This window comes from Bradyrhizobium erythrophlei, assembly GCF_900129505.1.
GTDB classification, from domain to species: Bacteria; Pseudomonadota; Alphaproteobacteria; order Rhizobiales; family Xanthobacteraceae; genus Bradyrhizobium; species Bradyrhizobium erythrophlei_D.
Genome location: NZ_LT670818.1, coordinates 1470915 through 1484555 on the forward strand (window position 1 = coordinate 1470915; position 13641 = coordinate 1484555).

Consider the following 13641-nt stretch of genomic DNA (forward strand, 5'->3'; position numbering starts at 1 on the left):
GCCGGAGCGAATGGTTCCGTCGGTTTTGTAAAATTTAGAGAACAGTCTTCCTGGAAACCCATGATCTGCAAACATCACGGGTTTCGGGGCGTCCGGCACGAAGCGAGGCGAGCGCGAGCACTTACTGCCATCCGAACCAGACAAGGCCGAAACCTACGGCTACGATGCCCGCGCCGTAGTCGACCATTGCAGTATTGTGCGGCCATGTGAGCAATCCTGTCCCTTGTGCGAAGCAGAAAAGCCCAACAGCAACAAACAGCGGGCCAACGACCCGAAGGACGATCTTCATGACAGCACCCTCGCAGCGCAGATCAACGACGGCGATATTGATCGTAAGAGAGTGGCAATAGAAAAACCCGCCGGTCAACCCGGCGGGCTTATTGGAGTGGACCGGAGTCCCGCGCTCCATATTGCTGTTATCGCCTCAGCCGTCTTGCATGGGCGGCAAGTCGCTGGCGGTTACGCTTTCTGGCCGTTCGGCGCCGGCGTTTCATATCGGGAATTCTTCGACGTAGTAGCGCGCCTTGAATTCGTTCAACATGTCTTCGAGCTTGCCCACCGCAAAGATGAACAGGCCCTCGTTTTTGTCCAATTGATCCATGGCGATCGTGCCCATGCTCACCAAATCGGAAACGTGCGACGTCCTGAAGGGGCAGCGCAAGCACCACCTTCCATTGGCCCCGCCTCTGATATTCATCCTCGCGCGCTGTCTCGATGGGACCCGTTTTTCCGGGGCCCAATTTTTCCATTCCAAATTTTTTTGATGCCGTGGTTGCCGTCGTCGAGATCGATCTCGCGTGAGAGAAACTCCGCGACCGCGCCAAGAACCTGCCGGATCGCGCGCACAATCCTGACATATGCGCTGGATCAGTTGCTGACGCAGAAGTTGATGCTTGAATTTGCCGAGGAAGACTTCCTGCGGATTGCAAACAGACACGGGTGAGCAGATGAAGAAGGGCGACGAGATCATTATTACCTGCGGGGAGCGCATTGTACCGGGCGAGATCGTCATGATCTCCGACAACCAGGTGTCCGCTATCATCAGTTTCGAAGCGCTCCTGGAAGGGCACGCCGGGCTGATGCCAATTGTCCGTCACGACAAGGAACGCTGCGCCTATCGTTCGATCATCGACGGCACCGAGGTCACGCTGCGGGTAAAGTCATGAGCGACGTCTTCAAGCGCGAGGAGCCCGGCTACTATGGTGCGTTCAGTCGACGCGCTATAGGTCCCTCATTGAGTGGCGCTGATCCGGTGGGCGGAGACAGCGGCGGAGCAGCCCGGCGCACGGGCGGCGTTCTCCGCAGGGCGCTCGGCGAGCAGCACAAGCATGACTGCGACCTCTAGTCGCGGTGCGTGGTCCTGTCGCGGAAATATTCGCGCGAGAGTTCCAAAATAGACTCAAATGCGGAAATAAAGCTTAAGGAGCGGTGTTTATTGTGACGTTAGAAAAACTGGATACCCTGATCAACACAGGTTGTTTGCTCCCGCCGTTCGGCAAGATCAGATGGCAAGGACCGAGAAACAAGTCAGCCGTCAGCAGCGCGAGCGTCCGGATGGGATGCCCGTCGTGCAAGTCACCGCGCCCGACGGTCGTAAGTCACTTTGGGTGGCGGCGGTGGCGCGGGACAAGGCTGTGGCCGCTGTGGTAGCGGTAATCCCAGCGAACCATGTTGCGACGCTCACAAGGCACCGGCTAACGCTTAACCGGAGGTCAGATGAGCTTTGGCCCGGCGAAGTCCGCAGAATTAAGCTATGACATAGCCGCGTTGGGTACTCCGAAAGGGAGCGTTACCGATGCCGCCGCGCTAGACACACAGTCCTTCGTCTGCGGTAGGCTTCCTGCGGGTAGGCTTCGCGCTCCGCCTTGGTAGCCGCCATGCAAATTCGCGCCGACGACTACGTGCGGGCGATGGCTTTCCACGAAGCAGGCCATGCCGTGGTCGCGTGGTCGTTGAACCTGCGTGTGGAAAGTATCTACATCCGCGAGATCGGTGCGGGCAATAGCGCCACAAAAACCGACCCGCCCAACCATCTCTCCTTGATAGATCAACTTGCGACGCTCGCCGCTGGCCTGGAAGCCGAACGGATGTTCAACTGTCCTTTGCATGAACATGCGGGCGACCGTGATCGCCTGACGGCAATAACCCTCGTCCAGGGGCATCACGTGGGCCTCGCACCGGACGAAGTCCAGTCGCATCTGGCGGCTGGTCGGGCTCGCGCCCGTGAGTTGTTGTTGGAGCATAAGGAGCGGGTGATCCGAATAGCCGAACTTCTCCTCGATGTTCGCCAAGTAGACGCCGCCGAGTTCTTGGGTTTGATGAGTGCGTAACCCGCCGCTGCTGATTTGTGGCAGGCTTCTTGGATGGACGGCCGGCTCGAGATTACCTTCGAGAGCAACTCCCGCTTGTACCGACGCACCGTTGTCGTCATGGGCGAAGATCCAACCAACCAATGAGACGTGAGGCTGAGCATCGGTGCGACGGCATTCGCGGTTGTTGCATGCTTTTTCGCAGCCGGGCGTCGCGGCGACCTCAGAAACCTCCTATGATGCACGGCTGGCCCGGCGCACTGTCCCTCCCGGCAGAGAATGCGTCGGGCCGCTGCTGAAGGTTCCTCGAATGAGGTTGGCCAAATGTGGGGATTTCTGATCGGCCTCTATATTGCAGTGATCATCTACCCGTACCTTCAAGAATGGCAGCAACGTCGGGCAAACAAAGCGAGCTTAGCGAAAATGCGGAAGCATCACGCGGCCGGCCATCAATGGGATGTGAGGAAAGGTCAATGGATCGACAAGTAGCCGAGCGCTCGCACCTCTGGGGTAGGCGTAAGGGGCGGCACCCGGCTACTCGGCCCGCATACGACGCGGGCGTCATCAGGTAGCGACCGATTCGTGGCGAAAAGCCGCGTCCCCCAATCCATCACCATTTCGCGCGGGAGCCGTTGCCGGGGCGTGAGGAATGGGATGGGCCGTCTGGAACTGCCGAATCTATCGGCACGCAAAAACAAACCTCGACCGCAATTTCCACAATTTTCGTTGGACACTCTTCTGGATGTTTGGGCGGTGCACCTGCAGTGGCGCCGTTGCACAGGAGAGTTCAATGGCTCGAAATTTTGGAGTGCCGCGACACACCTACGGCGCCCATCGCGGATCGATGTGGCCGCTTATGGCGCTGACGCTGATTATGATCGGCCTAGTCGACGTGGCCACACACCTGCATCACTAGTGAATGCCGCGGGCCGCTGTTGCTCGCGGTCGTCGCTGAATGCTGCAGCGCCCGCGCTAATTGGGTGAAGGTCAGGCTGATCGCCCGGCCAAAGAGAGTCGCTGGTGCGGGTCCGGTTTCCGGGCTGTCAGGTTGCCGGCCGATCGGCGCCACCGCAGGGGCGGATTCCGTGCGCGCCGGGGGGGCGGCTGGCTGGCTCCCGGCGCCACGTCGTCACCGGCAACTGAGCGGAAGGCTATAGGCCGCCCGTCGCCCATATTCCGGCGCCGGCCAAGACGAGCACCAGCGCTACGAAGACAACCGCCTCAATCTTTGACAGGGTCCAGGTAGTGGGCATTGTGGATAACTCCGATACCCCCGCAGGAATAGCTTAGGCTCTTTAAGGGGTTATCGTAAGCGCTTATTTTAAGCAGGCCTCTGAACAAATCAGAGCGCGGTCGGCTCAATCCCCGAACGGCAGCTTTCCCCGGCCACGAACGGCCTGAAACGAATCGCGGCTATCAATGAAAGTCGCCGCTGGGTCCGCTCCTAGGCGTCGAAATGACCGAGTACGTAATCAAGGAAATTGGGCTGCATCAATGGCTCGTGTTTGCGGATCGGCAAAGCATCGCTTTGCGCGCCGACGAAAACGAGGCTGTGAAGGCGATGAACGAACATACGCCCGCAGCCGTCGACCGGGTAACCTTTTAGATTGTTGTCCAGAGCAAAACCCGCAGGCGTGAACCGGCGGGCTACCCGCGCGGACCTGGGCCCGTCATGTGCCCCGATCCGCGGCACCGTACAGACGCCACGCTGGCGCGGGTGAAAGAGGGCGCCCACTGAGGCGACCTTACTCGTCGCGGCCTAGTTCACCAGAAAGCCAGCGAAGCGCGTCAGATTTAAGAGGGTCAGGCCGGTCACAGTCGAGGCACTGAAAGGTGCGAGGTGACTTGCCACCGGGTTGAAGCTCCAACGTCATTGCGCGCTGGCATCCGGGACAAACAGGTCGTTTTCGTCAGCGGGACATAAGCGCCGCCCCCTTATATTAGGCGGGAGCGCAACACTCTCAGTCACCGATGGGTGCCGTTACGGGGCGGTGATAGTCGCAACCGTAGACCCTGTTGGCCACGGAAAGCGATTCAATTCGGAGCGGGCCCTGCATCAAATAACAGCCCCAGCGCGGGGGAGATCACTGGGGCTATCATTTCATCAGATGCCGTTGCGGGTCGCATTTGGCATCCGATGACCAAGCCGCCAGCTCGCAATAGTCCCAATGCAACCCTTGTACGCCTCAAATGTATGTCTGTGCTGGGGTATTGCAATTTCCAGCTCCAGTGCAGCGCCACCAACGATTATTCAGTTTGGGGGCGCTGTGCGTTTCGGCCAGCTGGCAAGGGCGCCCGGCGCCGATCGGCCTTTCAAGATCTGGTGGGGGTCAGTTTGATTGTGGCAGACTGACACATTGGAAAACGGGCGAGTCGGGGCGCATATTTGGAGCAATTGGCGGCAGGGCGTCTTGAAGGAGGGGACCAATGTCTAAGTCGGACGATCTTAGAAAAGAAGCAAAGGAAGCCGGAAAGCGCGGCGACAAAACTAAATCGCTAAAAGAAGGCGCGCGCGAGCGTAAGCGCGAGAAGGCCCTAAACGATATGGCGGACAATGAGGATTGGCTGGACGGGAAACCGAAGCCGAAAGCTTCCAAGTGACCCACCCCAAGGAACCCCCAACCAGTTCGCCAACTCTTGAGCCTGGGCAGCAGTATAGAGCGCCCTGATAACGAAGGGCGCGGGCTCAGGTCACCGCCATGGCACGTTTATACATTCCGAATCCGCCAAGGATCTCATTCAAGTACCCCGGCGTCGATTTGCTGGACGATAACGCGGCTTGGGACGACGGCGTGCTCTGACATGATCCGCGATACCGTCGCGAGGCTTAGAGACAGCCCGGAATGGCGGCTAGAAGTCGTGGATGAGTCTGGCACAACCTGCCACCTTTTCCAGGTGACCACGGAGACCTTCAAATAGTCCGATCGGCGCCAACGCTCGGCTGGCGAGCGCGGTTTGATCGCGCGCCGGATTAAACGGGCCGGACTAGAGGACGACGCACCGAGCCGGTACTCCCGTGTGGGGGGTATCCCAATTCATCAATTTCTCGAAAGTGAGCAAAATTGCGCAGCGCCGGGACAAGCGCGGGTTCCATGATTTCTTCTATCACCGCCCCACCTAGGCGTTTACCGGTGACTGAGAGTGTTGCGCTCCCCGCCTGATCTGCAGGAGCATCACATGCCTCTAGCGTACCATCGCTCCGACCCATCGCTACTTCCTATTGATCGGCCTCGCTGCCCCAAGTGTCCGGGCCGCATGATGCTGGCCCGGATCGAACCCGGCCCCGCCCATTCCGATCTGCGGATCTTCGAGTGTCCGAAGTGTGAGCACATCCAAAGGGTACTAGTCGATCCGATAAAATCAGTCGAAACGCGCGGTTGGCTGCAGGGACAGCTGCAATCGCCAACGTAAGGAAGAATGTATTCCAATTCGACTCCGCGAGTGGCAAAGAAACGGCCCCAGCGCGGGGGGCGAGCTGGGGCCGTCTTTTCATCGGATGCCAAGGTGCGGCCCCGGCATCCGGCAGTGCATAGCCAAGTTACCCCGACGGCATTCGTTCCAAAATACAGCCGGTATTCTTTGCCCCGTGAGCGCGGACCTGAGCCCGCGCCGCATTCTTGTTACCGCTTCAGCCGCCTACTGTGAGACGCTATTCGCTGGCGGTTCCGCTTTCGGTACGATCGGCGAGGGCGGCCCAGTCTTTCGACCGCCCGGAAGCCGGAGGGAAAATGACCGGACCTGGGCCGTATGGATGCGCGTGCGTTTGGCAAAGCAATATTGAGCTATATCAATATTGGAGAGCGGCCATAGGTCAGTCTCAATCATGGTCGCCCTCATCATATTCCGTTGTCCACATACCGGCATGGACGTGCAGACGTCGCTGGAAAAGCAGGAGCGCGATCCGATCCGGGCCTATGAAGCAATTAGTTGCCCAGCCTGCACTCGCATCCATTTTATCAACGTGACCACCGGCGCGGCGGTGAGCCAAAATAGGAGCGACACGCCGGTAGATGACCCGGCGCACGAGGCAGAGCCGAAGGCGAAGGGGAAATGACGGGCCCACGTCCAGCGGGGCGCCCTTGGACGTTTACCGACGACGATATGCTGCGCAAGCTAGTAACTCGGGAATGAAGCCGCGGCTGATCGCCCCAAAGATGAAACGCTCCATCATCGGAGCCATCCAATCGCGAATTTACCTTCTTAAGAAGCCCCGGAAGGGGGGCTTCCGCCGAAACGTTCCTGATTTGCTGATTTGACAATTCCCCACCTTGGGGAAACTGCGCCAGCTTTTAGTCCCAGAGGCCGCGATTCGCGCGGATCGGCACCTTGCGGGCGTTGAACCGCCACGTCGAGCCGAGTTCAATCCGGGTCGCAAAGAGACGCATTGGGGTAAGCGCAAGTTGGCGCGGGATCGATAACTGTCGCCCCCTTTAGAGCCGCGGGACGTTGCTCAACTTCTCCTTGGCCGCAATATATTCGGCTTCGAAGGGCAAGCTGTCGAAATCTGGCTTGTAGCCGTTCTTCTCATAGGTCGATCTGGGTATCGGGATCGAAACACCGTCGTAATCAACTTGAACCGAATGATCCAACGCCTTGAACAATCCTGTCGGCATAGCGCCGGTCACCTTACTTTCGAACAAAAAGACCGCCGGATCGACCGGCGGTCCTTTCGTTAACGCGTGCACGTCGGTCGGGGTTGATGCGCTCGACTTTGCTTTGGCCGTAGGACACTGCCACTATGGGACTGGTCTCTTGTTGGTGCCTGCCGGTGCGAGAACCTCATCGATCAAACCCAAGTTGCAAATGAGCAAGGCCGGGAAAAGATCAAGTGAGTGACGCTGACCTAGATCGATCGATTGGTTTGCTAGAATAGCTTCTCAGCCGCGTTGAGAAGTCGCTGGACGGGGGTCGAAGCGCCGGCAGAACTGGGCGGAAACGATAGAGGGGCCGCCAACCTGGAGGCAGGTTTTCCCCCGGTTGGGCGCGAACCCGCCGGGAGCAGGAAATCGACGCTTATCCCGCCCGACTGGTTCCAATTGGACGCGGTCAGGAACGAATCGGACTTCCACGGTTTGAATGTTTTTCGTGGAGTACCGTTCGTGTCCTGGGAGCGTCCCTTCGATCAACCGGTACCGTTGCCGAGCGGTCCGCCAGCGAGAACGCTCCGCGATGCAGCGAACTTCATAAAGCAACTCCCCAAAGCCGAGCGTGAAACGCCCGAATGGCGGCTTGCAATTCAGATGTTGATCGACGCCTCCGAAGGCTGCGGACCAATGCTATTCGCGAAATTGGGGATTGAGCGCGCCGCCTTCCGACATGTGGAAGGTATCTTCAAGCCGATTAATGACCCGCATCGGCGTTGCCGCAAGCTGGCGCGGGATCGATAGTTAATACGGTCTCCGTTTCCCCTCTTGATTTAGCTCAAGCAATAAAGGAGCTTTGGCGTTTCAGACGCGGCAAGAGCCCCATTTTGAAAAGTACCTATTCCTACGCGAAAGACGAGGAAATCTACGGCGAAGGGAAGGCCGCAACCTTTTGCTATCAGGTCATCAACGGCGCGGTCCGCATTTCGAGAAAGCTCACCAACGGACGGCGTCAGATTGGCGCATTCTATTTTCCCGGCGACATTTTCGGCCTCGAACCGTGGTTCCAATATCGCTGGAGTGCGGAAGCAATTGCCGAGGCTACAACACTTCGTCCGGTCAGACGAAAAGCCCTTCTCCGGAAGGCACAGTCAAACTTGTCATTCGCACGCAACGTTTGGAGTATCACGGAGCGAGACCTCCGGCACGCAGATGATCACCGCATCCTGCTTGGGCAACTTACCGCAACGGAACGATTGGCCGCTTTCTTCTTGCAGATCAATGATCGCATCGGTGTTGGCGGGCAAATTGAACTACCGATGTCCCGCACAGATATCGCCGATTACCTGGGCCTAACAATCGAGACAGTCTCGCGAGAAATCACCAAACTATCAGATGGGAGAATTCTGAGCCGGCCCGACGGACATTTGCGATGGAATAGCGGGATAACTCTGCTTCGTCCCGAGAGTTTGCGTGCGGCGCTCCCGCGCTCTTTCGCGTTCGATTTATCGGCCACCAGCGAAGATGTTATGGGCCTCACGATTCTCCACCCGTGCAATTCGGCCAGGTCTGCTTTCAGAGAGACAGATATTGTTGCAAAAGTCGGTTGCTGGCCATCGCCGCCTCAGCCCGTGCCGATCAGGCCCCCGCATCACGCCGATCCGGAGGAACGTCGCTGCCGAATGCGACCGCGACCAGAGCACAGCAGAGCGTGACGATGGCGATGACGAGGAGGACTTTGCGCATCGAAGATTGCGGTGGTTCGACGAATACCGGCTTCGGCGGCACCACGATCATGTCGGGCCAGCGGTCGATCCACGGTGTCGCTTGCACCGTGGGATTGATCTCGGCCATCGCTGCCATGGTGTTCGACCACTCGCGCATGTCTGGCGGTACGGTCTGCTGCGCGTTAGGCGCGCGATCGTTCACGCTATCGTCGACCGGCGCAGGTTTGAGCCCACGCCTGAAATAGGTCCAGCATCCGTCATCGTCGACTGTGAGCACCCGGTCTGGCCACGTGCGCGCGGCTTCGTTCTTATCAAGACAGGAGCGGGATGCGTGCGCTGGCGCAGATAGCAGAGCCGCTGCCGCCAGAACCACGGCAACACGGATCATTTCGTCACTCCGTTGTCATGCCCGATATTTGTTGGCGGCTTCCTGCCTTGGCCTTCTCACCTAAGAGTAGCAAAAATCGCCTTTCCTTAATAGACACCCGAAAGGGTACTATACTTCACCCCGAATAGAGCAGCAAAACCGTTCCCTGATCTTAGCGCTAGCCGGTCGGCTTGAACGCGCGGGAATAACGTTATGACGCAACGGGCGGCGGGAAATCGCGGCAAGGGCCGAAAGAAGGGCGTCCCGAATAAAACGACGGCGCTGCTTAAAGGTGCCATCCTGAAGGCCGCCGAAAGTGCAGGGGATGCCAAGGGACTTGTCGGCTATTTGGAACATCAGGCGCGTAAAAACCCCGGGCCATTTCTGGCGCTTCTCGGGAGGGTTTTGCCGATACAGGTAACCTGCTCGGGAGATGGCCCATCCCAAGGCGAGCTATCATCGGCCGGTCCAATCAGGTTCCCGGCGGCCGCGGCCCCTGAAACTGGATCCCGCACTTCTTTGCGTTCGAGGCTTGCTCAACCGCGACCATCTGCCCCTTCATCTGAGCAAGCTCGGCCGCAGTTTGCTTGTCGCCGCCGACGAAGAAGGCCGCCGGCCAGAAGATGACGACGGCCGCTGCGGTGGCCAGGCCGTCATTGGTGCGCTGCTTGTCCTGCGGAGGCCGGGACAAGTGGCAAATGGTCTACGCCTGGCTGCTCGGCGCGCGGCGGCTCTCGGATTGTTGCGAAGCGGAATAACCAGGGAAGGGATCGGCCCCCGCACCATCATCCCCAAGCTGCTGATCACTGCGCGCGCGGTGCTGATCTTCGCGTTGGTGCCGGTAGCGTTTGCCGACGACCTGACGGGCCAAGCCAGCATCATCGATGGCGACACGCTGGAGATCCACGGAACGCGCGTCCGGCTGTGGGGTATGTCCGAAGTAGGCGGCCGCGACGAGCGCCGGCTTACGGGCAGCTTTTGCCGATGCCGTGATCGATTTCCAGACACCGCGCGTTATAAATTGAGCCGTCATTGAAAACCCGCAGTAGGTAGTGGCTATCGCCGGGTCGGCGGTGATACGGCACCGGCGGATGAGCACTAAAATAAGCCCTGACGGAAGCGGGAACTTCGGTCAGGGGGGTGTTGAGCCCACTACCTGTGAAAGAAGAAGGAGCAACGATGCAATCGTTATCGCAACCGCAATCATTTTGTCACGCCGCATTTCTCATGATCCACGCGGAAAAAGCAACCAAGCGTTACGCCAGCTTTCCGATCACGGCGCGATTCCCCGCGTTTCCCAAAGAACCGCAGGGTCGCTGAGTCGCGTTTTCGCCTACGGCGTAGGCATTTGTTTCGCCGACTTTCGCTTTCCTTAACATGATTTTTCATTGCCGTTCGATGTTGCTGACGGGAGCGTTGTTACACGCGATCGGAGTACTGATCGCGACTTTTGGATCGCTGGGAAATACTCTACCGGGAATAGGCGAGGGGCCGAACTCGTTTTTACGGAGCGGCGATTGAGGATGACTTGTTATCGCGAGCTCGAGCTCCCCCGCAAAGCCCTATCATCCCGGAACCGCAGTAGCGGATGATCGCGTTATTGAGGATGTGGTGACGCGCGTGCTCGACGAGTGCCGATAGGCTCGCTAGCGTACTGCAGCGAGACAGCCATATTGGAAAACGAAGTAGGCGATCATCTTTTGGCAGCTCGGTCGGCGCTTCATTGGCTAAACGCGGGAGATCTAGTGCAGCATGGCCGACTCGCACCGCATCCGCGCGTCGGTCCAGTTCGCGCAATAAGGGATCGATTACGGTATCGACTTCGATCGCAACCGATAAAAGAAAACTATTAAGCTCACGGGCTTCGGGTACTACTACTGCCGCTATCTCGGTCGCCTCGCAGAGCTCACCTATGACAGGTGCAAAGGCGCAAGCAGTTTTTTTGATTCGCTTTTTTATCGCTTCGAGTTCGCCTAAAACGCGATCACGTTGCCGCCGGTTTTCTTCCTCAGAAAGGCGGGTTTCAATTTCGGCGATCTGAGCCGTCAATGTAGTGATATCGGATGCGAGTGCGTCGCGTTTTCCGCGCGCGCGATCGAGATTACGGCTGAGATCGTCCACTGAGTCCTTCTTTCCGAACATTTTTTTGCTCCGCGTAGGACAGCCGTAACGCGAACCGCCAGCCTAGCAAACGAACGAAAGGTAAGGTCGGCCGACAAAGGCAGCGACTTCGGTCGCGTCGCAGGGGCCGACATGGTGATCTAATTCCCTCCTCCAATCATTCGCATTAGGCGACCGTAGCGTTAACAAGTGATTAATTTTTTCATCATCTGATGCAGCAGTGGGCCGCCGGACTGCTTCAAATAACCCATCTGATCGATAATGCGTGAGCTTGCGATCCGATTCAGTATCCAATGACCAACATCCGGATCATCGGTTCTGGAAATCCTTCTCGGTCGGCACATGCGTCCCAGGCGAGGCGCGGTTGGCCCCCAGTCCCAGCGGCGGTTGCCGCGCAGAATGCAGCGACGTTGAGGGGGGCGCCCGGCGGCTTCCCCTGTCATCAATATGCCAAGTGCCCAACGCAAAGTTGGTCGATAAACAACCGCCGCGAGAACGACCAATGCAGACGCCGCCACTCGATCCGGATGTTGCTGATACCGCGCCCTCTGGGCCCAAGTTGACCGCCTACGATGAAGAACATCTCGTGACCTATCTGCGCCTACTCGACGCGGACGCCGACGGTGCCGACTGGCGTGAAGTCGCGCGCCTTGTGCTGCATCGTGATCCGGAATCCGATCGCACCAGGAGGGCTTTTGAGAGCCACTTGGCGCGCGCCAGGTGGATGACGGACCATGGCTACCGGCAGCTGCTTCGGCGGCGCTGACGATCTCGCCGGCCGCCTGTCCGCGAGGGCCCTGTGAACAAAGCGGATTCCGCGGTGCAGGCGGGTGCTGGAGCGCCTCGCTTGATCCGTTTCAACTTAGCCTGTGCGGTGGCTGGCTTCGCACTGCGAGTCGCCTAAACGGGCTACTGCCCCAATCAGCCTCGCAGTCAGGACGCTCGGCATCGCAATTCGCTTCTGGGACTTCATGGCTCTCAGGCCGGAGTAGAAGCTGTTTCCGCATTTCGGCGAGGCGGGCACGGCAGTATTCGCGGTAGAGGATGTCGAAAATGGTGGGCATGATCGCCCCCGTCGTTTGATCCATCGCCACGCTATCATTTCTCTCGGGGTGCAAGGGTGATTTAGATCACAGCCCGGCTCAACAGGCATTCCGACGGCGCGCGGCCAAGGCAAATGGTCCGCGGTGCAGGTCGCGAGTGTGCTTGAGCGGATCTGACGTGGCGGACCGATCTCCGAATTGCTCCACATTACTTGCATGGGAACGCATCCTGTAGCGCGTATATCTTCCCGCCATGTTCGTATCACAAGTGCGTACGTTGCTGTCCCAAAGTGACGATTTGATTCGGGAAGTGAGACAGTGAAACAACAATCCGACTGGTTCGCCGTTGGCGCGAGCGTTCGCGGGGTACCGGGTCCGGAAGCGGTAGCGTTCCCCACCTATGATGCACCGGCGGATGTCCGTTGTTGGGAGAACAGCGGAAGACATTTGCTCAATTCGAGTTCTTCCGATTTTGACCCGACTCGGACATTGGCTCCGGCCTGGGTGGCTTCCCGTGATCAAGGTGAGCTTGGCCTCTTTCGAGAATCCGATTTTCTTAGATCGCGTCGCGTTGGCGGCCCCACCATGCGGGTCTGATCGGCTGCGTCATGTTCCCCCCCATGACTTAACTCTTGCCTCGCTCCGCAGTCGCCGAGCGAGGCATTTTTTCTCGTCGCTGGTGCGGTCTCTCAGACCTTGTTTGTTAGAAAATTGAAAAGCTCCGGCAATAGTCGCCCCGCTTTTGACAAAAGAAAAATGCGAAAACAACTGTCTGTGAAGTCAGCGCCATGTCAATTTCTGATAACATCACGCCGTTGGCTATAAAGGCCCGCCTGCACAACAACCAAAAAAAATGAATAGAAGCAGGAGGCGTGAGCAAAACATACTGTCGAACAGGTCGTGCAATGAAGTCTGTCAGCCTTCCTGACACGATGAGCTCGTGCGGGAAGTCGAAGCGGTTGATGCAGGCGAATGGAAGCCTGTTCCGCTTGCACCGAACCAGACATCAGTAGCTCAAGAAGAGCGAGAAACGATCATGATCAAGTTGAAGATTAATGGCCGGGAACAAAACTGGGATGGCGACCCAGATCTTCCGTTGCTTTGGTTTCTTCGTGATGAGGTGGGCCTGACCGGCACCAAATATGGCTGCGGCCAGGCGTTGTGCGGCGCGTGTACCGTCATCGTCAACAAGGAAGCGGTACGCGCTTGCATCACCTCGGTGTCCGACGTGGTCGGCCGCGAGGTCACCACCATCGAAGGCCTTCACCCGACTGGCGATCATCCGGTTCAGAAGGCTTGGCGACAACTCAACGTCCCGCAATGCGGCTATTGCCAGGTCGGCCAAATCATGCAGGCGGCCGCGTTGCTAACACAAAATCCAAAACCGTCCCACGATCAGATAGTTGAAGCGATGTCCGGCAACATCTGCCGCTGCGGCTGTTACCAGCGCATCGAAAATGCTGTGCATCTCGCATCGACGGGGGTGTGACC

General features: G+C 58.3%; 15 protein-coding genes. 12 read left to right on the forward strand and 3 right to left on the reverse strand.

Annotated elements, in window-relative coordinates:
* The first annotated feature begins 223 nt into the window (after positions 1-223).
* The 7 genes from B5525_RS43660 (at position 224) to B5525_RS06895 (ending at position 6363) form a co-directional block, all read left to right on the forward strand.
* Positions 224-943, forward strand: coding sequence for a hypothetical protein (locus B5525_RS43660; protein WP_154073107.1), 720 nt, complete (start codon positions 224-226; stop codon positions 941-943).
* A gap of 4 nt (positions 944-947) precedes the next feature.
* Positions 948-1166, forward strand: coding sequence for a hypothetical protein (locus B5525_RS06875; protein WP_079565330.1), 219 nt, complete (start codon positions 948-950; stop codon positions 1164-1166).
* Positions 1167-1877: 711 nt separating this feature from the next.
* Positions 1878-2330 (forward strand): hypothetical protein, encoded by a 453-nt coding sequence (locus tag B5525_RS06885; protein WP_079565332.1) that lies wholly within the window; start codon positions 1878-1880, stop codon positions 2328-2330.
* Between the two features lie 769 nt (positions 2331-3099).
* Positions 3100-3225, forward strand: a complete 126-nt coding sequence (locus B5525_RS47130) for a hypothetical protein (RefSeq protein ID WP_276328841.1) — start codon at positions 3100-3102, stop codon at positions 3223-3225.
* A gap of 540 nt (positions 3226-3765) precedes the next feature.
* Positions 3766-3915 (forward strand): hypothetical protein, encoded by a 150-nt coding sequence (locus B5525_RS43665; RefSeq protein WP_154073108.1) that lies wholly within the window; start codon positions 3766-3768, stop codon positions 3913-3915.
* Positions 3916-4736: 821 nt separating this feature from the next.
* Positions 4737-4910: a hypothetical protein gene (locus B5525_RS43670; protein ID WP_154073109.1), complete on the forward strand. Its 174-nt coding sequence runs from the start codon at positions 4737-4739 to the stop codon at positions 4908-4910.
* A 1222-nt stretch (positions 4911-6132) separates the two neighbouring features.
* Positions 6133-6363, forward strand: a complete 231-nt coding sequence (locus tag B5525_RS06895; RefSeq protein WP_079565333.1) for a hypothetical protein — start codon at positions 6133-6135, stop codon at positions 6361-6363.
* 376 nt (positions 6364-6739) lie between these two features.
* Here B5525_RS06895 and B5525_RS06900 read toward each other — a convergent pair whose 3' ends face one another.
* Positions 6740-6934 (reverse strand): hypothetical protein, encoded by a 195-nt coding sequence (locus B5525_RS06900; protein ID WP_154073110.1) that lies wholly within the window; start codon positions 6932-6934, stop codon positions 6740-6742.
* A 474-nt stretch (positions 6935-7408) separates the two neighbouring features.
* On the opposite strand from B5525_RS06900, the gene B5525_RS43675 reads away from it, so the two are divergent.
* The gene (locus B5525_RS43675) at positions 7409-7696 is read left to right on the forward strand and encodes a hypothetical protein (protein WP_154073111.1); all 288 of its coding nucleotides are present in this window, start codon (positions 7409-7411) and stop codon (positions 7694-7696) included.
* An 83-nt stretch (positions 7697-7779) separates the two neighbouring features.
* Positions 7780-8607, forward strand: coding sequence for a helix-turn-helix domain-containing protein (locus B5525_RS47730; RefSeq protein WP_172899827.1), 828 nt, complete (start codon positions 7780-7782; stop codon positions 8605-8607).
* Here the strand turns inward: B5525_RS47730 and B5525_RS43680 are convergent.
* Positions 8531-9007, reverse strand: coding sequence for a hypothetical protein (locus B5525_RS43680; RefSeq protein WP_154073112.1), 477 nt, complete (start codon positions 9005-9007; stop codon positions 8531-8533). The two genes, B5525_RS47730 and B5525_RS43680, sit on opposite strands and share 77 nt — an antisense overlap.
* A gap of 511 nt (positions 9008-9518) precedes the next feature.
* On the opposite strand from B5525_RS43680, the gene B5525_RS46095 reads away from it, so the two are divergent.
* Positions 9519-10022, forward strand: a complete 504-nt coding sequence (locus tag B5525_RS46095; RefSeq protein WP_154073113.1) for a hypothetical protein — start codon at positions 9519-9521, stop codon at positions 10020-10022.
* A 467-nt stretch (positions 10023-10489) separates the two neighbouring features.
* Here the strand turns inward: B5525_RS46095 and B5525_RS06925 are convergent, their stop codons facing one another.
* Complete coding sequence (locus B5525_RS06925) at positions 10490-11128, reverse strand: hypothetical protein (RefSeq protein ID WP_244567842.1); 639 nt, start codon at positions 11126-11128, stop codon at positions 10490-10492.
* Between the two features lie 481 nt (positions 11129-11609).
* Here B5525_RS06925 and B5525_RS06930 point away from each other — a divergent pair, with 481 nt between their 5' ends.
* The gene (locus B5525_RS06930; RefSeq protein ID WP_079565338.1) at positions 11610-11873 is read left to right on the forward strand and encodes a DNA -binding domain-containing protein; all 264 of its coding nucleotides are present in this window, start codon (positions 11610-11612) and stop codon (positions 11871-11873) included.
* Between the two features lie 1313 nt (positions 11874-13186).
* The gene (locus B5525_RS06940) at positions 13187-13639 is read left to right on the forward strand and encodes a (2Fe-2S)-binding protein (RefSeq protein ID WP_079565340.1); all 453 of its coding nucleotides are present in this window, start codon (positions 13187-13189) and stop codon (positions 13637-13639) included.
* Positions 13640-13641: the final 2 nt, after the last annotated feature.